Annotated in this window: 18 protein-coding genes; 14 read left to right on the top strand and 4 right to left on the bottom strand. The window is 65.5% G+C overall.

Annotation, left to right across the window (positions count from 1 at the left end):
- Window positions 1-50: 50 nt before the first annotated feature.
- The 3 genes from MMSP_RS01230 to MMSP_RS01220 all read left to right on the top strand — a co-directional run bounded on the left by MMSP_RS01230 (window position 51) and on the right by MMSP_RS01220 (window position 2,066).
- The gene (locus MMSP_RS01230; RefSeq protein WP_020785140.1) at window positions 51-557 is read left to right on the top strand and encodes a nuclear transport factor 2 family protein; all 507 of its coding nucleotides are present in this window, start codon (window positions 51-53) and stop codon (window positions 555-557) included.
- Window positions 554-1,576, top strand: a complete 1,023-nt coding sequence (locus MMSP_RS01225; protein ID WP_020785139.1) for an NAD-dependent epimerase/dehydratase family protein — start codon at window positions 554-556, stop codon at window positions 1,574-1,576. Before MMSP_RS01230 ends, MMSP_RS01225 begins: the two co-directional genes overlap by 4 nt.
- A 109-nt stretch (window positions 1,577-1,685) precedes the next feature.
- Complete coding sequence (locus tag MMSP_RS01220; RefSeq protein WP_020785138.1) at window positions 1,686-2,066, top strand: DUF427 domain-containing protein; 381 nt, start codon at window positions 1,686-1,688, stop codon at window positions 2,064-2,066.
- On the opposite strand, the gene MMSP_RS01215 is transcribed toward MMSP_RS01220, so the two are convergent.
- Window positions 2,053-2,454 (bottom strand): nuclear transport factor 2 family protein, encoded by a 402-nt coding sequence (locus MMSP_RS01215; protein WP_012392333.1) that lies wholly within the window; start codon window positions 2,452-2,454, stop codon window positions 2,053-2,055. The genes MMSP_RS01220 and MMSP_RS01215 overlap by 14 nt on opposite strands.
- A gap of 72 nt (window positions 2,455-2,526) precedes the next feature.
- On the opposite strand from MMSP_RS01215, the gene MMSP_RS01210 reads away from it, so the two are divergent.
- On the top strand, window positions 2,527-3,438 hold the full coding sequence (locus MMSP_RS01210; RefSeq protein ID WP_015354132.1) for a DNA-3-methyladenine glycosylase: 912 nt from the start codon (window positions 2,527-2,529) through the stop codon (window positions 3,436-3,438).
- Window positions 3,439-3,531: 93 nt separating this feature from the next.
- On the opposite strand, the gene MMSP_RS01205 is transcribed toward MMSP_RS01210, so the two are convergent.
- Window positions 3,532-4,977, bottom strand: coding sequence for a chloride channel protein (locus tag MMSP_RS01205; protein WP_020785137.1), 1,446 nt, complete (start codon window positions 4,975-4,977; stop codon window positions 3,532-3,534).
- Between the two features lie 97 nt (window positions 4,978-5,074).
- Here MMSP_RS01205 and MMSP_RS01200 point away from each other — a divergent pair, with 97 nt between their 5' ends.
- The 8 genes from MMSP_RS01200 to MMSP_RS01165 all read left to right on the top strand — a co-directional run bounded on the left by MMSP_RS01200 (window position 5,075) and on the right by MMSP_RS01165 (window position 13,203).
- Window positions 5,075-6,061, top strand: coding sequence for a pirin family protein (locus MMSP_RS01200; protein WP_020785136.1), 987 nt, complete (start codon window positions 5,075-5,077; stop codon window positions 6,059-6,061).
- Complete coding sequence (locus tag MMSP_RS01195; RefSeq protein ID WP_012392337.1) at window positions 6,061-6,696, top strand: TetR/AcrR family transcriptional regulator; 636 nt, start codon at window positions 6,061-6,063, stop codon at window positions 6,694-6,696. The genes MMSP_RS01200 and MMSP_RS01195 overlap by 1 nt, the downstream gene beginning before the upstream one ends.
- Window positions 6,697-6,840: 144 nt before the next feature.
- Window positions 6,841-7,773: a class I SAM-dependent methyltransferase gene (locus MMSP_RS01190; protein WP_020785135.1), complete on the top strand. Its 933-nt coding sequence runs from the start codon at window positions 6,841-6,843 to the stop codon at window positions 7,771-7,773.
- Window positions 7,774-7,795: 22 nt separating this feature from the next.
- Window positions 7,796-8,728 (top strand): class I SAM-dependent methyltransferase, encoded by a 933-nt coding sequence (locus MMSP_RS01185; protein WP_086084892.1) that lies wholly within the window; start codon window positions 7,796-7,798, stop codon window positions 8,726-8,728.
- Window positions 8,728-9,663 (top strand): SAM-dependent methyltransferase, encoded by a 936-nt coding sequence (locus MMSP_RS01180; protein ID WP_012392340.1) that lies wholly within the window; start codon window positions 8,728-8,730, stop codon window positions 9,661-9,663. Before MMSP_RS01185 ends, MMSP_RS01180 begins: the two co-directional genes overlap by 1 nt.
- Before the next feature lie 149 nt (window positions 9,664-9,812).
- Window positions 9,813-11,297: an aldehyde dehydrogenase family protein gene (locus tag MMSP_RS01175; RefSeq protein WP_020785133.1), complete on the top strand. Its 1,485-nt coding sequence runs from the start codon at window positions 9,813-9,815 to the stop codon at window positions 11,295-11,297.
- 72 nt (window positions 11,298-11,369) lie between these two features.
- The gene (locus MMSP_RS01170) at window positions 11,370-12,230 is read left to right on the top strand and encodes an SDR family oxidoreductase (protein WP_011742271.1); all 861 of its coding nucleotides are present in this window, start codon (window positions 11,370-11,372) and stop codon (window positions 12,228-12,230) included.
- A gap of 4 nt (window positions 12,231-12,234) precedes the next feature.
- Window positions 12,235-13,203: an NADPH:quinone oxidoreductase family protein gene (locus MMSP_RS01165; protein WP_020785132.1), complete on the top strand. Its 969-nt coding sequence runs from the start codon at window positions 12,235-12,237 to the stop codon at window positions 13,201-13,203.
- 81 nt (window positions 13,204-13,284) lie between these two features.
- Here MMSP_RS01165 and MMSP_RS01160 read toward each other — a convergent pair whose 3' ends face one another.
- Entirely contained in the window at window positions 13,285-13,641 is a 357-nt protein-coding gene (locus MMSP_RS01160) for a DUF6092 family protein (protein WP_015354139.1), read from the bottom strand.
- Window positions 13,642-13,666: 25 nt separating this feature from the next.
- Window positions 13,667-14,242 carry a nitroreductase family protein gene (locus tag MMSP_RS01155; protein WP_020785131.1) on the bottom strand — a complete coding sequence of 192 codons (576 nt, stop codon included), beginning with the start codon at window positions 14,240-14,242 and terminating at the stop codon, window positions 13,667-13,669.
- Window positions 14,243-14,850: 608 nt separating this feature from the next.
- Between MMSP_RS01155 and MMSP_RS01150 the strand changes: the two genes are divergently transcribed.
- Together MMSP_RS01150 and MMSP_RS01145 are read left to right on the top strand one after the other, a co-directional pair.
- Complete coding sequence (locus MMSP_RS01150) at window positions 14,851-17,835, top strand: protein kinase (RefSeq protein WP_020785129.1); 2,985 nt, start codon at window positions 14,851-14,853, stop codon at window positions 17,833-17,835.
- Window positions 17,836-18,029: 194 nt separating this feature from the next.
- Window positions 18,030-20,999: a protein kinase gene (locus MMSP_RS01145; protein ID WP_020785128.1), complete on the top strand. Its 2,970-nt coding sequence runs from the start codon at window positions 18,030-18,032 to the stop codon at window positions 20,997-20,999.
- Window positions 21,000-21,121 lie beyond the last annotated feature (122 nt).

Here is a 21,121-nt window from a genome sequence, read left to right as displayed (position 1 = left end):
TCCGATGCCGGCCAAGAAATTCGCTCTTCCAGCAGATTCATGGTCTTGTGGTGAGTGGGCCGGAGTTTTCTCGCAGCGAACTGGCGGCGGCCTTCGAGAAGTTCGAGGACACCGTTGTCCGCGCGGCCGCGTCGCGGGATTGGGATGCCTGGGTGCAGCACTACACGCCAGACGTCGAGTACATCGAACATGCGGCCGGCACGATGCACGGCCGCGAGCAAGTGCGCGCCTGGATTTGGCAAACGATGACGACCTTTCCGGGCAGTCACATGGTGGCGTTCCCGTCGTTGTGGTCGGTCATCGACGAGTCCACCGGACGGATCATTCTGGAACTGGACAACCCGATGCGCGATCCGGGTGACGGCAGCGTGATCAGCGCGACCAGCATTTCGATCATCACCTATGCCGGCGACGGCCAGTGGTGCCGTCAAGAAGATATCTACAACCCGCTGCGCTTTCTGCGAGCCGGGCTGAAGTGGTGCCGAAAGGCCGCGGAGCTGGGCACGATCGATGAAGCCGCCGCGAACTGGATGCAGCAGTACGGGGGCTCGCAATGAGTGTCGGGCCCAAACTCGTCATCGGCGCCAATGGGTTTCTCGGCTCGCACGTCACCCGCATGCTGATCGAGGATGGCGCGCAGGTACGGGTGATGGTGCGGCCCACCGCCAACACCCGCAGCATCGACGACCTGCCGGTCACCCGATTCCATGGCGACATCTTCGACACGGCCGTGGTGCGCGAGGCAATGCAGGGCTGTGACGACGTCTATTACTGCGTGGTCGACGCGCGCGCCTGGTTACGCGACCCGGCGCCGCTTTTTCACACCAACGTCGAAGGCCTGCGTAATGTCCTCGACGTCGCCAAGAACGCCGGCCTGCGCCGCTTCGTGTTCACCAGCAGCTATGCGACGGTGGATCGTCGGCATGGGCACGTGGCGACCGAGGAGGATCGGAGCGGGTCACGGCGGGTCTCGTCCTACGTCCAATCCCGGGTTCAGGCCGAAGATCTCGTCATGGACTACGTGGCCCAACATGGACTGCCCGCGGTGGCGATGTGCGTCTCGACGACCTACGGCAGCGGCGACTGGGGTCGCACCCCACACGGCGCCTTCATCGCCGGTGCGGTGTTCGGCAAGCTGCCGTTCTTGATGAACGGCATCAAGCTGGAAGTGGTGGGTGTCGACGATGCGGCCAGGGCGATGATCCTGGCCGCCGAACGCGGGCGCAGCGGCCAGCGCTACCTGATCTCCGAGCGGATGATCGCGTTGAAAGAGGTGGTGCGGATCGCGGCCGACGAGGCCGGGGTAGCACCGCCGCAACGGACGATCTCGGTGCCGACGCTCTATGCCCTGGGTGCGCTGGGCAGCTTGCGGGCGCGGCTCACCGGCAAAGACGCCGAACTCAGCCTGGAATCGGTGCGGATGATGCGCGCCGAGGCCGAGGTCGACCACGCCAAGGCGGTGCGCGAGTTGGGCTGGCAGCCGCGGCCCGTCGAGGAATCGATACGCGAGGCAGCGCGGTTCTGGGCGTCGATGCGCAAGAACACCCAAGGCGCCAGGACGGGACAGTCGGAGTAGCCGCGGGATCGCGTCGCCCGAGCGGTGCGAACACCGGACCAAAGGTGGGAAGTCTGCAACGCCATCGAGCGTTGCAGACCAAAGACTCGGATCCGAGGAGGTACTGACCATGAGCCATCGAAAAGTTCTAGAGCCCTCGGCGGGGCACCCGATCACCATCGAGCCGACCAAGGGACGGGTTCAGGTGCGGGTCAACGGCGAGCTCATTGCCGACACCGCCGCGGCACTGGAATTGCGCGAGGCTACTTTGCCTGCGGTGCAATACATTCCGCGTGCTGACGTGGTTGCTGACCGGTTGACCAGCACCGACACCAGCAGCTATTGCCCGTTCAAGGGTGATGCCAGCTACTACAGCGTGACCACCAGCACCGGCGACACCGTCGCGGATGTGATCTGGACTTATGAACAGCCCTATCCCGCGGTTGCCGAGATCGCCGGGCGCGTGGCCTTCTACCCCAACAAGGCAGAAATCAGCGTCATACCGGATTAGCGCCGGCCGGGAACACCGCCGCGAAGGACTGGGTGTCGCTGTATTCCCGCAGCGAGACGATCAGCCCGTCCTTGGTCTCGAAGATGCAGACAAACGGGCTGTCGTAGCGCACGCCGGTGGCCGTCATGCCCTCGGACTGTCCCTCGATCACCACCGTTTCGCCCTCGTTGACGCAGCGCCGCAGGTCGATGTTGATCTCGAAGACCTTCTTGCGTTGTTCCACCGCGCGGCGCAGCGCATCCTTTTCGAACGCGCTGCGGGTGATGATGCTCCAGTAGGTGAAATCGTCGCTGAGCAGCGCGAAACCCTCGTCTAGATCCCCGCCCTCGCACATACTTTGCAGAAACATCCACGCCAGTTCTGCCTGCGGGTCATCGAACGGCGTCATCACGTAAGTCATCCTGTCTCGGAAGCCAGTTTGCGGTCAATTGACCGGGCCGTCGGAATACGGAGTTCTCAGGTGAAGATTGAGCGCACGGTCACGTTCGCTGGGGCCGCTGGGTTCGGGCACACCCTGGCGCCGCTTCGCCGCGGCCGCGGGGACCCGTGCTTTCGGGTCCCGGGGGACGGCACGATCTGGCGTACCAGCCTGCTGGGCTCCGGCCCCGTCGCCGCCCGGTTCAGCCGCTGCGCGCCCGATACCGCTCATTGCGAGGCCTGGGGGAGCGGCGCCGAGGAATTCATCGATCAGCTACCGGCGTTGCTGGGTGCCGACGACGACGCCGCGGATTTCGTACCGCGGGATCCGACGGTTGCCGCCGCGCACCGACGGCTGCCGAATTTGCGGTTGGGGCGCACCGGACAGGTGCTGGAGGCGGTGCTTCCCGCGGTCATCGAGCAGCGGGTGCCCGGCGCGGAGGCGTTTCGGTCCTGGCGGTTGTTGGTCACGCGGTATGGGACCCCGGCCCCCGGTCCGGCGCCGGACGGGATGCGGGTGCCGCCGTCGGCGGATGCGTGGCGGGCCATTCCGTCCTGGGAGTTTCACCGCGCCAACGTCGATCCCGGGCGGGCACGGACGGTCGTGGGCTGCGCGCAGCGGGCGTCGGCACTGCAACGGCTTGTCACGCGGCCCGCGGGGGAGGCCCTGGCCGCGCTGACGAGCTTGCCCGGCGTCGGGGTGTGGACTGCCGCCGAGACCGTGCAACGCGCGTTCGGTGATGCTGACGCGGTATCGGTGGGGGATTACCACATCCCGAAGATGATCGGCTGGACGTTGCTGGGCCATCCGGTCGATGACGCCGGCATGCTGGAGCTGCTGGAACCGATGCGGCCTCACCGGCATCGGGTGGTTCGGTTGCTCGAGGCCAGCGGACTGGCGCGCGAGCCCCGCCGCGGGCCGCGGCTACCGGTGCAGAACATCCGCTCGCTCTGAAGATGTCGTGGCAGCCGTCGGGGCCCCATCGAGGCTCAGACGCGAAGACCCGGCAACCGGCGCCGATGTGCGGCCCAATCCCGCGGTGTCGCGTCAGTTTCCGCGGTCGGCGGCCCTAGCTGCGCGTTCGGCTTCGGCGGTTTCGCGATTGAGCCGCTGCGCTTCGTAGATGGTGACGTTGGTGCGAGACATCAACAGCGATGCGATCCCGACCGCGAGGATGGCCCCGGGCACCACCGAGAAGGAGCCGGTCATTTCCGCGACCATGATCATGACGGCCAGTGGGGCACGTGAGACGCTGCCGAAACAGGTCATCATCGCCACGACGACGAAGATTCCCGGCGCGTCTGGCACACCGGGCAGTCCGGTTAGCTCGCCCAGTCGCCAGATCGCGGCCCCCACGAAGGCGCCGATGACGATTCCCGGGCCGAACAACCCGCCGGAGCCACCGGTTCCAATGGACAGGGAGGTGGCCAGGATCTTGGCGACCGGCAAGACGATGATGATCCACAACGGGATTGCCATGAGTGCATTGCGATCGGCCGCCAGCTGCGCCCAGCCGTAGCCACTGCTCAAGATCTGGGGAATCAAGAGTCCCATCAGCCCGACCAGCAGTCCGCCGACCGCCGGCTTGATGACCGGACCACCGGGCAGGCGGTGCGCAAGTCCCACCGACGCGTGAAACACCCGCGCGTACAGGTAGCCGATGGCCGCGGCGACCACCCCGATCACCACGAACCACAGCAGGGGCCAGGCCTTTTCGAAGCGATACTCGGCGTCGATGTAGCCGAACAGGGGGTCGAAACCCATGAACGCGCCCAGCACCGCGTACGCTGTGCCGGAGGTGATGAAACCGGGCAACAGACTGCGGTAGTCGAAGTCATCGCGGTAGGTGATCGACGCGGCCAGCACCGCTCCGCCCAGCGGCGCGGCGAAGATAGCGCCGATGCCCGCACCGATACCGAGGGCCACCGCGGTCCGGCCGTCCTCGTCGGATAGGCCCAACCGGCGGGTCAGAAAGGAACAAAAGCCGGCCGAGATCTGTGCGGTGGGGCCTTCCCGGCCACCTGAACCACCCGATCCGATGGTCAGCGCGCTGGCCACCATCTTCACCAGGACCGCCCGGCTGCGGATGCTGCGGGGATTGGTGTGTACCGCCTCGATGGCCTCGGCGGTGCCATGCCCGGTGGCCTCCGGCGCGAATCTGGCCACGATGAATGCCGAGAGCAGCGCACCACCGGTGGTGATCAGCGGAATCGCCCAGGGGCGCACGAAACCGCTGGACCCGTGGCTGCCGCCCTCCCCGACCGGCGTCGGGATGTGGTAGTCCGCAAGGTAACCGAGCAGAAACTCGCCGGTGTATTTCAGCGCGAGATAGAAGACCACCGCGCCAAGCCCGGCGATCCCACCGATCGTGATGCCCAACAGGAACCACTTTTGTAGGTAGCCAGCATTCCTGATCGAGGCGCCGAATCTCCCGCCGGCGGCGGCGGGAGACACCTCTGTTGACTCGTTGGGGTTTGGTTTCTGGTCGCTCACAGCACGGCCCTGACAAGCATTTGACCATCCTATGACAGACCGGAATAAACGGACTCTAGTCCGGTTATACCGGTAGTCGTTTGAATAGGAGGTAGTGATGCCCGCTGTTACCGCAGACACGCTCACGTTGCCCCGGGTGCGTCCGCCCCGGCCCGTCGACACGGAGCGTCCGGTCCGTTCGATCACATCCGGCCCGCGCGGCTACGAGGGTGAGGGATTCCCGGTGGTCCGGGCCTTTGCGGGGGTCGGCATGGCCGACCTGGACCCGTTCGTGCGCATGGACCAGATCGGCGAAGTGGAGTACGAGCCGGGAGAGCCTCGGGGCACCGACTGGCATCCGCACCGAGGGTTCGAGACGGTCACCTACATGATCGACGGGAAACTCGCGCACCAGGATTCTCATGGCGGCGGAGGCCTGATCACCGACGGTGCGACGCAATGGATGACGTCCGGATCGGGCGTCCTACATATAGAAACACCGCCTGTCGATACCGTCTTGCGCGGCGGAACGTTCCACGGCATTCAGTTGTGGGTGAATCTGCCGCGGAAAAAGAAGTTCACGCCACCGCGCTATCAGGCCATCGAAGGCGGCGACGTTGAGCTGCTCGCGTCCGCGGATGGTGGGGCTCTGGTTCGCATTATCGCCGGCGAGATCGACGGCCATCGCGGGCCCGGAATCACCCATACGCCGATCACCCTCGCGCACGCGACTGTCCACGCTGGTGCTCAGCTGAACATTCCATGGCAGCGTGATCTAAATTCGCTGGTGTACGTTCTGGCTGGCCGTGGCGCGGTGGGGCCGGCCGGCCACCCAATTCACCTGGGGCAACTGGCGGTCATGGGTGCCGGGGACCGGATTACCGTCGTCGCCGACTCTGCGCCGGACAAATATCGTGGTACGGCTCTTGAACTGCTCATCTTGGGCGGTCGTCCGATCCGGGAACCGGTCGTTCACTACGGGCCGTTTGTGATGAATTCCAAGGCCGAAGTGATCGAGGTCTTCGAGGATTATCAATCTGGGAAGTTCCGTAGCATCCCGGCGAACGCGCTGGAGCCGCATCGCGGCGGTGGCACACTTGAGTGATGCAGTTAACGGCCAGCCGAGGTCCAGGCCGTCCCCCCGCCGCGAAAGCTGACGACACCCGCCGGCGCATCGTTGGTGCTGCCCGCGAAGTGTTCAGTGAACGCGGATATGACGGGGCGACGTTCCAGGCGATTGCTGTCAGTGCCGATTTGACCCGGCCGGCGATCAATCACTACTTCGCCAGCAAGCAGGCTTTGTATCGCGAAGTGGTGGTTCAGACCAACGAACTGGTCGTCGCCGCCGGTGTTGAACGGGCTCGCTCGGTGCAGACCCTGCTGGGGCAGCTGTGCACGTTCGTGATGGTGGCGAAGGAGGCCGATGCCTCCCATCCCGCCACCACGGCGTTCCTGGCCACGGCCGTGCTCGAATCGCAGCGGCATCCGGAATTGCGGCGCAGTGACCACGACGCGGTCGCGGCCACCCGCGAATTTCTGGACACCGCCGTTCGCGATGCGATCCAGCGGGGGGAGCTCGAGGCGGGGGTTGACGCGTCTCAGTTGGCGGAGGCGCTGTTGCTCCTGCTGTGCGGCGTGGGCTTCTATGCCGGGTTTGTGGGCAGCTACCGGGACATGGAAAACATCCTGGACACGCTGTGCAAGATGATGGCCGGCACGCTGTGGAAGCCGCGGTCCTAGCGGAGCGGTCGCAGGCGTAATTGCTGGATTACTGGCCAATTGCCGGTGTAGGCCCGGTTGTAGCCCCAACGGTGGATCCGCTTGCCGTAACCTGGGCCACACAGAGTATAGGTTGCCTAACTTACTAGGTAGCATGGTTTGGTCATGACAGAACTTGATGAGGTCGACTCCCTGCGTAGTGATGGTGACAGCTGGACCGTCACCGAAAGTGTTGGCGCGACCGCATTGGGCGTCGCCGCCGCCCGGGCGGTCGAGACGGCCGGTGCCAATCCCCTGATTCGCGACGAGTTCGCCGCGATCCTGGTGTCATCGGCCGGCCCGGCGTGGGCCCGGTTGGCCGATCCCGACATCGGCTGGCTCGATGACGACCCGCACGGGCAACGTCTGCACCGGCTCGGCTGTGACTACCAGGCGGTGCGTACCCACTTCTTCGATGAGTACTTCGCTGCCGCTGCCGGTGCCGGGATCGAGCAAGCGGTGATCTTGGCTGCGGGGCTGGATTGCCGGGCCTACCGCTTGAACTGGCCGCCCGAGGCCGTGGTCTTTGAAATCGACCAGCCGAAGGTATTGGAGTACAAGGCCCAGATCCTGGAATCACACGGGGTGACCGCCGCCGCGACACGACATGGGGTCGCGGTGGATCTGCGTGAGGACTGGCCGGCCGCGCTGCTGCGCGCCGGATTCGACCGGGACCGGCCGACGGCGTGGCTGGCCGAGGGCTTGCTGCCATATCTGCCCGGCGATGCCCAGGACCGACTCTTCGAGATGATCACGGACCTCAGCGCGCCGCGCAGCCGCATCGCCGTCGAGTCGTTCACGATGAACCTGACCGGCAACAAGCAACGCTGGAATCGGATGCGCGACCGGCTGGGTCTGGACATCAACGTCGAGGCGTTGAGCTATCGTGAACCGGGCCGCGCGGACGCGGCCGAATGGCTGGCCAATCACGGCTGGCAGGTGTACAGCGTGAGCAACCGGGAAGAGATGGCCCGGCTGGGTCGGCCGGTTCCCGAGGACCTGGTGGACGAGGCGATCACGACCACACTGCTACGAGCATCACTCGAGATTTCGCGATAGAGCGGAGGACGCGATGAGCACAATGCGCACCCACGACGACACGTGGGACATCAGAACCAGCGTCGGCGCGACCGCTGTCATGGTGGCAGCGGCCCGGGCCGTCGAAACCAGCAAGCCCGAGCCGCTGATCCGCGACCCGTACGCCAGGATGCTGGTCACCAACGCCAATGCCGGCGTCATCTGGGAAGCGATGCTCGATCAGGAGATGGTGGCCAAAGTCGAGGCCATCGATGCCGAAACCGCCGCCACCGTCGAGCACATGCGCAGCTACCAGGCGGTCCGGACGAACTTCTTTGACACCTACTTCGCCGACGCGGTCGCGGCCGGGATCCGGCAGGTCGTGATCTTGGCGTCGGGACTGGATTCGCGCGCCTACCGGCTGGACTGGCCGGCGGGCACCACTGTCTACGAGATCGATCAGCCTCAGGTGCTGGCCTACAAGTCGGCCACCCTGGCCGAAAACGGGGTAACGCCGGCGGCCGAGCGCCGTGAGGTGGCCATTGACCTGCGCCAGGACTGGCCGAGTGCCCTGCGCGCCGCCGGGTTCGATCCGAGTGCGCGAACCGCATGGCTGGCCGAGGGCTTGTTGATGTACCTGCCCGCCGAGGCGCAAGACCGGCTGTTCACCCAAATTGGCGAACTCAGCTGCGCGGGCAGCCGCATTGCGGCCGAAACCGCGGGCAACCACGCCGATGAGCGGCGCGAACAAATGCGGGAGCGATTCAGAAAGGTCGCCCAGACACTCGGCCTCGAACAAACCATCGACGTGCACGAGCTGATCTACCACGACCCGGACCGCGCGCTGCTCGGACAGTGGCTCAACGAGCATGGCTGGCGGGCCAACGCCCAGAACGCCTGCGACGAGATGCACCGGGTGGGGCGCTGGGTCGAAGGCGTGCCGATGGCCGACGACAAGCAGGCCTACTCCGACTTCGTGACCGCGAAACGGCTGTAATGCCGCGCACCGCCGACGATTCCTGGGACATCGCGACCAGTGTCGGAGCGACCGCGGTGATGGTCGCGCTGGCTCGGGCCGCCGAGACCGCCAGCGAGACCCCACTGATCCGTGACCAGTTCGCCGAGCCGTTGGTCTCCACCCCCGAGCTGGCGGCGGTTCGCGAACAGGTCGCCGCCTGGTGGGCGCAGACCGATGACGACGATGATCCCGACTTCACCGTCGACTCCCAACAGATGACCGACTATCTGGCCGTGCGCACCCACTTCTTCGATAGCTACTTCATCGATGCGGTAGCGGCCGGGATCCGCCAGGTGGTCATTCTGGCGGCCGGTCTGGATTCCCGCGCCTACCGGCTGGACTGGCCGGGCGGTACCACGGTCTACGAGATCGATCTGCCCAAGGTGCTGGACTACAAGGAACACACCCTGGCCCGCCATGGCGCCGCACCGGTCGCTGCGCTGCGGGCGGTACCGGTCGACCTGCGCCACGATTGGCCGCAGGCGTTACGTGACGCGGGTTTTCAGACGTCGCTTCCGACGGCCTGGCTGGCCGAAGGGCTGCTGCCGTTTCTGCCGGCGGCCGCCCAACACGCGCTGTTCACCGCCATCGACGCCAACAGTGCGACCGGCAGCCGGGTGGCCGTCGAGATGTTCGGGGTAGACGAGGACGCTCGCCGAGCGGCCGAAGAACGGGCCCAGAGGTGGGCCCGGCAGCGCGCCAAGCGCCAGGCCCGCGGTCAGGACACCTCGTTTGATCCCTTTGACCTGTGGTTCGACGACGAAGGCCAGCCCGACCCCGCCGATTGGTTCGCCGCGCACGGCTGGACGACGGATTCGGTCCAGGCGGGCGCGGAAGCCCTCCGGCTGGGCCGGACGGCGCACTCGCAGGAAGGGCCGTTCGTCAACCGTTTCGTGACCGCGGGTAAGCCCTGACGAATCCGTCGACCGTTGGCGTTGTGCGGGCGGATGCCCGGATCCGGCACGATCTTTCTATTGCTGCGCTGGCCGGGTGACTAGGATCGCGGTTATCACCGGTGTGCGACCACGCGACGTAGCCTGGGCACCGCCGGAAGGGAAGGACAATGATGACCACCGAATCGGTTGCAGCCAAAGCTCAGGAGCGCGGAGCAAACGGAGCCGGCGGAGTTCGAGCCCCGTCCGACGATTCCAAGCCAACCGATGTCGGTGCCACCGTCGCCCGGCTGCGCCAGACGTTTGCCTCCGGGCGGACCCGCAACGTGCAGTGGCGCAAACAGCAACTGCTGCAGCTGCAAAGGTTGATGGAGGAAAACGAAGACGCCATCACCAAAGCGCTGGTCGAGGATCTGGACCGCAACCCGGTAGAGGCGTTCATCGCCGACATCGCAACGACCATCGCCGAAGCGAAGTACGCGGCCAAGAAGGTACGCAAGTGGATGCGGCGCAAGCACGTCTTGCTCGAAGCGCCGCAGTTGCCCGGCCGGGGCTGGGTGCAGTACGAGCCGTACGGCACCGTGCTGATCATCGGCGCCTGGAACTATCCGTTCTATCTGACGCTGGGTCCGGCGGTCGGTGCGATCGCGGCCGGCAACACCGTCGTTCTCAAACCCTCCGAAATCGCCGAGGCATCGTCGCGTTTGATGGCCGAATTGGTGCCCCGCTATCTGGACCGTGACGCGATTGCGGTGATCGAAGGCGACGGCGCGGTGAGCCAGGAGCTGATTGGGCAGGGCCTGGATCGGGTGATGTTCACCGGCGGCACCGAGATCGGCCGCAAGGTCTACGAAGGCGCCGCGCCGCATCTGACCCCGGTCACCCTCGAACTCGGCGGCAAGAGCCCGGTGATCGTAGCCGCGGACGCCGACATCGATGTCGCGGCCAAGCGGATCGCCTGGATCAAACTGCTCAACGGCGGCCAGACCTGTGTTGCTCCCGACTACGTGCTGGCTGACGCAACGATTCGGGACGAACTCGTGGGCAAGATCGGCGCCGCCGTCACCAAGTTCCGCTCCCAAGACGACCCCGACGGGCTGCGGATCGTCAACCGGCGCCAGTTCGACCGGTTGAGCGGCTACATCGCGGCTGCCGAATCCGAAGCCAAGGCCGGGGGTAAGTGCAAGGTTGAGGTGGGCGGCAAGTGCACGGCGGAGAGCCTGCGCATTCAGCCGACCGTGGTCGTCGACCCCGATCCGAGCGGTCCGGTGATGACCAACGAGATCTTCGGGCCGATCCTGCCGGTGCTCACCGTCAAATCGCTGGATGATGCCATCGGTTTCGTCAACTCACGGCCCAAGCCGTTGTCGGCATACCTGTTCACCAAGTCGCGCGAAATCCGCGAACGGGTGATCAACGAGGTGCCCGCGGGCGGCATGATGGTCAACCACCTCGCCTTCCAGGTGTCGACGGCGAAGTTGCCATTCGGCGGTGTCGGCGCCTCGGGCATGGGCGCCTACCACGGCAAGTGGGGCTTCGATGAGTTCAGTCACCGCAAGTCGGTGTTGACCAAGCCGACTCGCCCCGACCTCTCCAACATCATCTACCCGCCCTACACCGAGCGGGCCTTCAAGCTGGCTCGCCGGCTGTTCTAGCCTGACGCCCATGCCCAACGGCTTCGGCCTGGTGCCGGGCCGAACCCGACCGTGTCAACAGAGAGGAACCTGATGCCCGGAGTACAGGATCGCGTCGTCGTCGTCACCGGAGCCGGTGGGGGACTGGGCCGCGAATACGCGCTCACCCTTGCCCGAGAGGGAGCCAGCGTGGTCGTCAACGACCTCGGTGGGGCTCGCGACGGCACGGGCGCCGGATCGGCGATGGCCGATCAGGTTGTTACCGAGATCCGCGAGGGTGGCGGTCGCGCGGTCGCCAACTACGACAGTGTTGCCACCGAAGACGGCGCGGCGAACATCATCAAGACCGCGCTCGACGAGTTCGGCGCCGTGCATGGTGTGGTGAGCAACGCCGGCATCCTGCGTGACGGAACCTTCCACAAGATGACGTCGGAGAACTGGGACGCCGTGTTGAAGGTGCATCTCTACGGCGGCTACAACGTCGTCCGCGCGGCATGGCCACACTTTCGCGAGCAGAGCTACGGCCGGGTCGTCGTTGCCACCTCCACCAGCGGCCTGTTCGGCAACTTCGGGCAGACCAACTACGGCGCGGCCAAGCTCGGGCTGGTTGGCCTGATCAATACCCTGGCGCTGGAGGGCGCCAAGTACAACATCCATTCCAACGCGGTGGCCCCGATCGCGGCCACCCGGATGACCCAAGACATCATGCCCCCCGAGGTGCTCGAGAAGCTCACGCCGGAATTCGTCGCGCCCGTGGTGGCCTACCTGTGCACCGAGGAGTGCGCCGACAACGGGTCGGTGTTCATCGTCGGCGGCGGCAAGGTGCAGCGCGCCGCGCTGTTCCAGAACGACGGCGCCAACTTCCAGACGCCGCCGTCGGTGCAGGACATTGCGGCGCAGTGGGCTCAGATCACCGATCTGTCCGGCGCGCAAAAAGCCGGATTCAAGCTGTAACTATATGAAAGCTTGTGTCGTACAAGAGCTTTCTGGTCCGTCCGGCCTGGTCTACACCGAGGTAGACGACGTCTCAGATGGCGGCGGCAACGTCGTCATCGATGTTCGGGCGGCCGGGGTGTGCTTTCCGGATCTGCTGCTGACCAAGGGCGAATACCAACTGAAGCTGCCGCCGCCGTTCGTGCCGGGGCTGGAAACCGCGGGTGTCGTGCGGTCGGCGCCCGCGAGGTCGGGCTTTCGGGTAGGAGAACGGGTTTCGGCGTTCGGCGTACTCGGTGGCTACGCCGAACAAGTGGCGGTTCCGGTTTCCAACGTGGTGCGTAGCCCGGCCGAACTCGATGACGCCGAAGCGGTGTCATTGCTGGTCAACTACAACACCATGTACTTCGCGCTGGCTCGCCGGGCCGCGATGCGGCCGGGTGAGACGGTGTTGGTGCTCGGTGGTGCCGGCGGAGTTGGCACGGCGGCCATCCAGATCGCCAAGGCGATGGGCGCCGGCCAGGTGATAGCCGTGGTGCACCGGGAGGGTGCGATCGACTATGTCGCCTCGGTGGGAGCCGATGTGGTGCTGCCCTTGACCGAGGGCTGGGTCGAGGAGGTGCACAAGCACACGCACGGGCGGGGCGTGGATATCGTGGTCGACCCGATTGGTGGCCCGGTCTTCGATGATGCGATTCGCGCGCTGGCGATCGACGGCAAGCTCGTGGCGATCGGCTTCGCCGCGGGCAGCATCCCGACGCTCGCGGTCAATCGCTTGCTGCGGCGCAACGTCGGCGTGCTGGGTGTCGCGTGGGGCGAATACCTCAACCGGGTGCCCGGTTCGGTGTACTTGTTCTCCTGGGGGCTCAATCACCTGGTTTCCCTGGGGCTGAGACCGCCTCCGCCGCAGCGTTTTCCGCTCAGCGAGGCGCAAGCCGCGCTGCAGAGTCTGGCCGACGGCGCCGTGCTGGGCAAGATCGTTCTGGAGCCGTAGCGGGTGGGGGCCGGCCCGTGCCGGCGTGATTTGCGGCTCGTCGGACAGAGGTGGGACGACGAGGCCGCGAAGGCAACGATGCTATGAGGTTGGTGGCTCGGTGGGCGATTCGGTCGCCCGATCGCTGGGCAGCCCGGAACCCGCTGCTACTTGGCGTCGGTTCGCGACCTCTTTGGCGAACTCCTTCGCGATGCAGTGAAGGTATTCCGACAGCGCGGCCGGATCGCCGAGCACCTGTTGTATTCGCTGTTCGATCGTTTTCATCTTCGCCTGTGCGAAATCGTCATCGGTCTCCTGCGCCACGATTTCAAGGATTCGCATGCCGGCGCCGACGAAGTGCAGTGCGGTAATCGCGGGCGCCTCTTGATCTGTGAGCGCCGCCGATCCAAGAAGGTACGCGACGATGGAGACGAGTTCGTCCTGTGTGGGCTTCTTCACGGAAATCCCCGCCCTTCTAAACAATTCATGGTGCGGTGCTCTCGGTCGGCTTCCCGAACCGGTTGTAATGCACCCCCGGTTGGAACGCGGCGCGGGGCGGGGCGGGCAGTGGGTTGCGGATCGGAATACCGATGCCGATGACGACATCTGGCCGAATGTGATCAGGAATATCCAGTACCGCTTGGACCGCGCCCTCGGTAAAGCTGCCGACGGTACAGATTCCGACGCCGAGTCCGACTGCTGCGAGGGTGATATGCGCCAGGGCGGCACCCGCATCGAGTTTCGTGTAGATGTCCACCGCGCGCGATCCCGCTAATGCAGCCGCCTTGTCGACATCGGTGCACAGAACAATGGCCGCCGTTGCGTTGCTGACCCAGCCGGGCACGACGTCGCCGAGTGTTGCGACCGAGGCGGGCTCGGTAACCACGACGATGTGACGAACTCCCGGCCGGAATGTCTGGGCACTTGCCGCCGCCTCGACCAGGGCACCGATTGCTTCAGTCGAAAGCTCTGTTTGCTCGAAGTCGCGGTGAGTGCGCCTTTTACGGAAGGCGTCCCACAATTTCAGATCTCTGTGGTCGTGATCAGCACTGGTACCCATATGCCTCCAGCCCGGTCCAAAGTCTGAGCGAGCCCCTCCACCGCCAGCCCGCCAAGCCGACAGCGCTTCGCCAGATAATCAGCGACGCAAACGTCATGACTTCTCATAACGTCATCGAGATCGCGCGCATCACGTGTCGCCGCTGGCCACCAGGTCAAGGATTCGTGCCGAACCTTGGGCTGTCCGCTTCCTGACTATCACAGACCGTGATGCTTGGCACCCTGACGCGCCAGGCGGAGGGTGTTTGCCGGGTGCGGTCGAGTCATCGTCGCAATGGTTGATGCCTCTGGTGGGGCCACCGAGTGCTGTAGCGGTCAGAGACCTCGGAGTTGCTGCACGAAATCGCAACTATCCGTCTGAGATTGAAGAGTCGGTTGGCCAGCACCGCCCACCGCGGCGGAATCCGCCCGTCCAAGACCGGCGCGAGTGTTGTCCAGGCGAACGTGAATTTCTATCGCCGAGCCGGCAACATCCCGATCCGCGCGCACCTGCTGGACGAAGGTTTGGTGAGACGAGGAACCGGCCGATGGCCGGGTAGAGTGCTTTAACCGGCGTTTACTCAGGGTGATTGCTCGACGAGGGCGGGATGCGCGATTGCGGATCGTGGGATGGTTAGTCAGCTGATCGGGCAGTTGGGCGCGGATGGGTTTGCCGACGCGGTCGAGGTGGGCCGTGGTGGTTTCGGGGTGGTGTACCGGGCCCGGCAGGTGGAATTGGATCGGGTGGTGGCGGTCAAGGTGCTGACCGCTGATCTGGAACAGAACCGGCCACGTTTTGAGCGTGAGCAGCGCGCGATGGCCAGATTGACCGGCCACCCCAACATCGTCTCGGTGCTGCAGGTGGGGCACACGCCCGGCGGCTATCCGTACCTGGTGATGCCGTTTTGCTCGCGCGGATCGGTGCAGGAGGTGATCACCGAGTGCGGCGGGTTGGCGGTCAGCGAGGTGCTGCGGCTGGGGGTGGCGGTAGCCGCGGGTCTGGAATCCGCCCACCGGCTCGGCATCGTTCATCGTGATGTCAAACCGGCCAATGTGTTGCTCACCGAGTTCGGTGACCCGGCCCTGACCGATTTCGGGATCGCCCACATGGTCGGCGGATTCCACACCGCCAGCGGCGTTTTCTCAGCCACCCCGGACTTCACCGCCCCGGAAGTCCTCAGCGGCAAAGAACCCGACCAGGCCTCAGACGTCTACGGGCTGGGAGCGACCCTGTTTTGCGCGTTGACCGGCCAACCACCGTTTGCCCGCCGCGACGGGGAAGTGCTCATGGCGCAGCTGCTGCGCATCGCCACCGAGTCCGCGCCCGACCTGCGCGCATACGGCGTTGACGACGACCTAGCCGTGGTGATTGGCGCGGCGCTCGCACCCGAACCCACTGCCCGCCCGGCCATGGTTGAGTTCGGCGAGGCGCTGCAAGAGCTTCAGGCCACCCGCGGCTTGGCTATCGACGCGATGGCGTTGCAGGGCGCCAAGCACACGGGCAAGACCGCCGCCGCCCGACCCGTGCCGCCGCCGCGAGTCCGGGGCAACCTGCCTGCTCCGTTGAGCGAGTTCGTCGGCCGCGCCGCCGAACTCGCGGCGCTGGCCGAGCTGTTCTCGACCGCGCGGTTGGTGACACTGGTCGGGGCCGGCGGGGTCGGCAAGACCACCCTGGCGCTGCGGGCCGCGCGCACCCGGGCCGCCGACTACCCAGCCGGGGTGTGGGTGATCGACATCGGCGAGTTGCGCGACGGCGCCCTGCTGCCCGGGCTGGCCGCGGGCGCCCTGGGAATCCACGATCAGGGCAGCAGGGCGCTGCCCGAGGTGATGGTCGACGCCATCGGCGAACGCGAAATGTTGCTGGTGTTCGACAACTGTGAACACGTCATCGACGAGGCCGCCGCGCTCATCGACACCCTGCTGCGCGGCTGCCCGAGGTTACAGATCGTGGCGACCAGCCGCGAACTACTCAGCCTCGACGGCGAAGCCGTGTTCGCCGTCTCCCCGCTGCGCTACCCAGACACCACCACCGGCACCAGCCGAGCCGCTCTCGCCGACTACGACGCGGTAGCTCTATTCGTTGAGCGGGCACAAGCCGCTCGGCCCGGCTTCACCCTTACCGAGCACAACGCCGGCGCCATTGCGCTCATCTGCTCGCGCCTCGACGGGGTCCCGCTGGCCGTCGAACTCGCCGCCGCGCGCGTGCGTGCCATGCCGGTGCAACAGATCGCCGCCCGGCTCTCCGAAAGCTTCGCGCTGCTCAGCCGCGGCTACCGCGGGTCGCCGACGCATCAACAAACTCTGCGCTGCTGCATCGACTGGAGCTACCAGCGCTGTTCCACTGCCGAACAACAACTCTGGGCGCGCCTTTCGGTATTTGCCGGCAGCTTCGACCTGGACCTGGCCCACCACGTCTGCGCCCCCGACACCTGCCCCGATGACCTGCTCGACCAGCTCTGCGAACTGGTCGACAAGTCGATCCTGAGCCGCATCGACAACAACGACGACGCCGAAGTGCGCTTTCGACTGCTGGCCACACTGCGCGAATACGGCGCATCGTGCCTGACCGCGGCCGACCACCAGCTCCTACGGCAACGCCACCTCGATGGGTATCGGCAACTAGTGGCCAAGGCCCACGCCGAATGGTTCAGCGAGCACCAAGTCAACTGGATCCGCCGCATGCGCCGCGAGCTGCCCAACGTCCAGGAAGCCCTGCAGTTCGGCCTGACTCATGCCCCCGACACCGCCCTGGAAATGGTCGCCGACCTGCGCATGCTCTTTATTGTCTCCGGCAAACTGAAGGAGGGCCGCCGCTGGCTCGATAGGGCATTGAGCGCTACCCCCGAGAGCTCAACAAAGAACCGGATCCGGGGGCTTACCACCGGAGTCGGTTTCGCTTACTTTCAGATGGACTGGCCGGCCGTGACGCAGTGGTTGGCCGAGGCCCGCAACCTGCTCGAGCTCGAGCCTTATCCCGAGATGGATGGCTTGTTCTGCGGCTACGACGGGTTCTCGACCTTACTGCGCGGCGAAATCGACCAGGCCCGCGTCAGTGCCGAACGCGGACTTGCCATCACCGGCGATTATGACGATTACCAGGTCCGAATTGGGCGCATGTGGGTGATGTCATTTCACTCCGCGCTGGTCGGTGACGCCGATCAGGCGCTGCACTGGGCTGAACGGGCATACGCCTTGGCCGAATCACGCCACGAGGTGCAGATGCGGACGTTCACTGTGAGTGCACTCGTAGTCGGCTGGCTCACGCGGGGCGATGTTGAACACGCCGATAGTGCGCTCCGGAAAGCCCTCGAGCTGTGCCGCGCCAGCGACTACCCCTTTGCTGGCGCCCAATGCTTGGAGGGGATGGCCTGGACGTCGGCGGCCAACAACAATCTGCGACGCGCGGTGGTCCTGATGACGGCAGCCGCCACGATCAGCCAGATAACTACCGGTTCCAGCACAACATTTTTTGCTGTGATGGGTCCATTTCATGCCGACTGCGAACGTCGGGCCCGCGCCGAATTATCCGAGACGGAGTTTGAAAGCGCTCGCATTCAGGGAGAATCACTAACCTTCGATGAGGCAGTGGCTTTTGCGTTGGGCCACGAATGGTAGCTCTCTGAAGTTTGCCGGCCCATGCGTGGCGTGCCCGCCGCACTGACCAAGCCGCGACGCATCGGACCGCTCATAGTGGTCGGGGTCGGCTACATCGCGCACCGATCGAATCGGTGAATCGCGGTCAGAACCGGTCACAGAATCACTACACTCGTCAATTAGCGAGCAAGACTGTTCGACGCAAGGCGTGTGGCTTGATCAACCCTCTGGCTGAGCAGCTCAACGTGGATGGCTTTGCCGACGCCGCGGAAGTCGGTCGCGGCGGTTTCGGTGTCGTGTATCGCTGCCGGCAAGTCGATCTGGATCGGGTAGTGGCGATCAAGGTGCTGACCATCGACCTTGACGAGAACCGGCCTCGCTTCGAGCGTGAGCAGCGGGCGATGGCCAAGCTGACCGGGCATCCCAACATCGTCTCTGTGCTCCAGATCGGTGAAACCCGCGACGGCCACCCGTACCTGGTGATGCCGTATTGCCGGCGGGGTTCCGTGCAAACCGAAATCAGTCGGTTGGGCCGGCTATCGTTGGCGGACGTCTTGCAGCTCGGCGTCGCCCTGGCGGCGGGGCTGGAATCGGCACACCGGCTGGATATCCTGCATCGGGATATCAAACCGGCCAATGTGTTGCTCACCGATTTCGGCGAGCCCGCCCTGACCGATTTCGGGCTCGCCCACATGGCCGGCGGATTCAGAACAGCCACCGGCCTGTTCACCGCCTCCCCGGCCTTTACCGCCAGCGAGCTGGCTCGCGGCGGTGAACCCGATCGTGCGTCGGATGTATACGGGGTGGGCGCGACGCTGTTTTGCGCGCTGACCGGTCACGCTCCCTTTGAGCGCCGCAAGGGCGAATCGGTGATCGCGCAGATATTGCGGGTGGCCAACGATCCAGTTCCCGATCTAGCCGAGTATGACGTCGCCGAAGACGTCGCGTCGGTGGTGAACAGGGCACTGTCTCGTGACCCAGCGGCTCGACCCACCATGGTCGAGCTTGGTGAGGCGATTCAGAGTCTGCAGGCCGCCCATGGCCAGGCCGTCGACGCAATGGCGCTGGAGGGCGGCAAGCGGTCCACCTCCGTCTCAAGCGAATCAGCCTGGCACGTATCGGCAAGACAAACTCGAGGAAATCTGCCCGCGAAGCTCGCGGGTTTTGTCGGGCGCCAGGCCGAACTCGCCGAGCTTGGTGCCCTGATCTCGACGTCGCGACTGGTCACCTTGACCGGGGTGGGCGGGGTCGGCAAGACCTCCCTGGCGGTGCAGGCTGCCGGGGAACATGTGTCCCATTTCCACGATGGCGTGTGGCTGGTCGACATCGGCGAGCTCAGCGACGGGGCGCTACTGGCCGGGCTGGCGGCGCGCATGTTGGGTATTCGGGATCAGGGTGCAAGACCGCTGACCGAGGTGCTCACCGACGCCCTCGCCGAACGCGATGCGCTGGTGATCTTCGATGGCTGCGAATACGTCATCGACCACGCCGCCCAGCTCATTGACACACTGCTGCAAGGCTGCCCGCAGCTGCACATCCTGGCAACCAGCCGCGAACTCCTCGGTATCGGCGGGGAGGCGGTGCTGGCCCTGTCCCCACTGCCCTACCCTGACGCAGCGTCCGTTTCCAGCCGCAGCAGCGTAGCCCGCTATGACGCCGTGGCTTTGTTCGTGGAGCGTGCCCGCACCGCCCGACCCGGCTTCACCTTGACCCAGCGCAACGCGGCCGCGGGTGCCCGTATTTGCGAGCGGCTCGACGGATTGCCGTTGGCAATCGAGTTGGCCGCCGCACGCCTGCGTGCCATGTCGGTCGAGCAGATCGCCGACCGGCTCTCGGACCGCTTTGGCTTGCTGACCCGTGGCCAGCGCGGCGCACCAACCCGTCAGCAAACTTTGAGCTACTGCATCGATTGGAGCTACGACCACTGCACGCCCATCCAACAACAGTTGTGGGCGCGGTTATCGGTGTTCGCCGGCAGCTTCGACCTCGACGCGGCCCAATACGTCGCCCCGCAAGACATGGACGCCGACGACCTGCTCGACGAACTTTGCGCACTGGTGGACAAGTCGATCCTCATTCGCACCGAAGATGATGGTGCGGTGCGGTTTCGGCTGCTGAGCACGATGCGTGAGTATGGCAATTCACGCATCGACGCTGAGCAGTACCAAGGCCTGCAACAGTCACACTTCGACTGGTGTGAGCGGCTGGTGACCCAGGCTCACCTCGAATGGTTCAGTCAAAAGCAGGTCGACTGGATTCACCGCCTGCGCAGCGAACTTCCCAATATCGAGGAGGCGCTGCAGTTCGGGCTGGAAAAGGCTCCGGAGAGCGTCCTGCTGATGGCGGCCAAGCTCCGCAATCTCTTTGTCGCCTCAGGGAAATTACAGGTCGGAAGGCTTTGGGTGGAGCGGGCGTTGAGCACGACGACCTCCGCTCAGCCATCCGGTGCACGGATCGCCGCCCTTGCCGCCCTCGCAATGTTTGCCGTCCTACAGACTGACTGGCCGACCGCACAATCATGTGTGGCGCAAGCACACGAACACGGCGCGGCGGTGCCCGACCCCATTGCCGAATCGCTGCTCGGGGTTGCGCGGGGCCTCGGCGCTCTGCTGCAAGGGCAGGTTGAGCAGGTCCAGACCGATGCCGAGCAAGGATTGGCCGCGGGCGACTTTGAGCTGCAAGTGCTCGGCATGTGGCTGATGTCGCTGCGCCACTTGGCAGTTGGCGATCCTGAACCCGCACTGCGCTGGGCGGAGAAAGCCCACTCGGTGTCCGAATCGCGTGTCGAAGTCCAGATGCGGACATACTCCTTGAGCGCCCTGGCGGTGAGCCACCTGATGCTGGGCGACACCGGGTCCGCCGAGCGCAGCCTGCGGGAGGGCCTGAAACTGTGCCAGGTGATCGATGATCCCTGGTCGGGGGCCAGCTACCTGGAGGGGCTGGCCTGGACCGCCGGGGCCAACGGAAACCTGCGACGTGCCGTGGTGCTGATGGCAGCGGCCGCCGCGCTGAGCCGCTCCAGCGGAGCGGGATCCACCGTCATAGCGCTGGTGGGGTCCATGCACCAGCAGTGCCAACGCGCGGCACGGGAAGAGCTATCCGACGCCGTCTTTGAGGCTGCCTGCGTCGAAGGTGAGTCGCTGAGCTTCGACGAGGCGGCGGACGTTGCGCTGACCGAGCCGTAGCGCGGAGCTTTCCTTCCCGGCCGCAAGGCGATCCGGCTCCTCGCCATGGGGTGGGTATTCGCCGGGCGCAGCGGGCGCCTCCATCACGGGTGGGCGCCGCGGCGAGATCGGTGTCCAAGACC

This window comes from Mycobacterium sp. 012931 (genome assembly GCF_000419295.1).
GTDB lineage: Bacteria > Actinomycetota > Actinomycetes > Mycobacteriales > Mycobacteriaceae > Mycobacterium > Mycobacterium marinum.
Note: the sequence above shows the minus strand (reverse complement) of the source record. Positions and strands in the feature narration are given on the sequence as shown.

What these genes read in the sequence shown, in the direction of transcription:
- MMSP_RS01225 (WP_020785139.1), top strand. Translation starts at nt 554, where the DNA reads ATGAGTGTCGGGCCCAAACTCGTCATCGGCGCCAATGGGTTTCTCGGC.
- MMSP_RS01220 (WP_020785138.1), top strand. Translation starts at nt 1,686, where the DNA reads ATGAGCCATCGAAAAGTTCTAGAGCCCTCGGCGGGGCACCCGATCACC.
- MMSP_RS01215 (WP_012392333.1), bottom strand. Translation starts at nt 2,454, where the DNA reads ATGACGCCGTTCGATGACCCGCAGGCAGAACTGGCGTGGATGTTTCTG.
- MMSP_RS01200 (WP_020785136.1), top strand. Translation starts at nt 5,075, where the DNA reads ATGCCCGCTGTTACCGCAGACACGCTCACGTTGCCCCGGGTGCGTCCG.
- MMSP_RS01195 (WP_012392337.1), top strand. Translation starts at nt 6,061, where the DNA reads ATGCAGTTAACGGCCAGCCGAGGTCCAGGCCGTCCCCCCGCCGCGAAA.
- MMSP_RS01190 (WP_020785135.1), top strand. Translation starts at nt 6,841, where the DNA reads ATGACAGAACTTGATGAGGTCGACTCCCTGCGTAGTGATGGTGACAGC.
- MMSP_RS01185 (WP_086084892.1), top strand. Translation starts at nt 7,796, where the DNA reads ATGCGCACCCACGACGACACGTGGGACATCAGAACCAGCGTCGGCGCG.
- MMSP_RS01180 (WP_012392340.1), top strand. Translation starts at nt 8,728, where the DNA reads ATGCCGCGCACCGCCGACGATTCCTGGGACATCGCGACCAGTGTCGGA.
- MMSP_RS01175 (WP_020785133.1), top strand. Translation starts at nt 9,813, where the DNA reads ATGATGACCACCGAATCGGTTGCAGCCAAAGCTCAGGAGCGCGGAGCA.
- MMSP_RS01170 (WP_011742271.1), top strand. Translation starts at nt 11,370, where the DNA reads ATGCCCGGAGTACAGGATCGCGTCGTCGTCGTCACCGGAGCCGGTGGG.
- MMSP_RS01165 (WP_020785132.1), top strand. Translation starts at nt 12,235, where the DNA reads ATGAAAGCTTGTGTCGTACAAGAGCTTTCTGGTCCGTCCGGCCTGGTC.
- MMSP_RS01155 (WP_020785131.1), bottom strand. Translation starts at nt 14,242, where the DNA reads ATGGGTACCAGTGCTGATCACGACCACAGAGATCTGAAATTGTGGGAC.
- MMSP_RS01150 (WP_020785129.1), top strand. Translation starts at nt 14,851, where the DNA reads ATGGTTAGTCAGCTGATCGGGCAGTTGGGCGCGGATGGGTTTGCCGAC.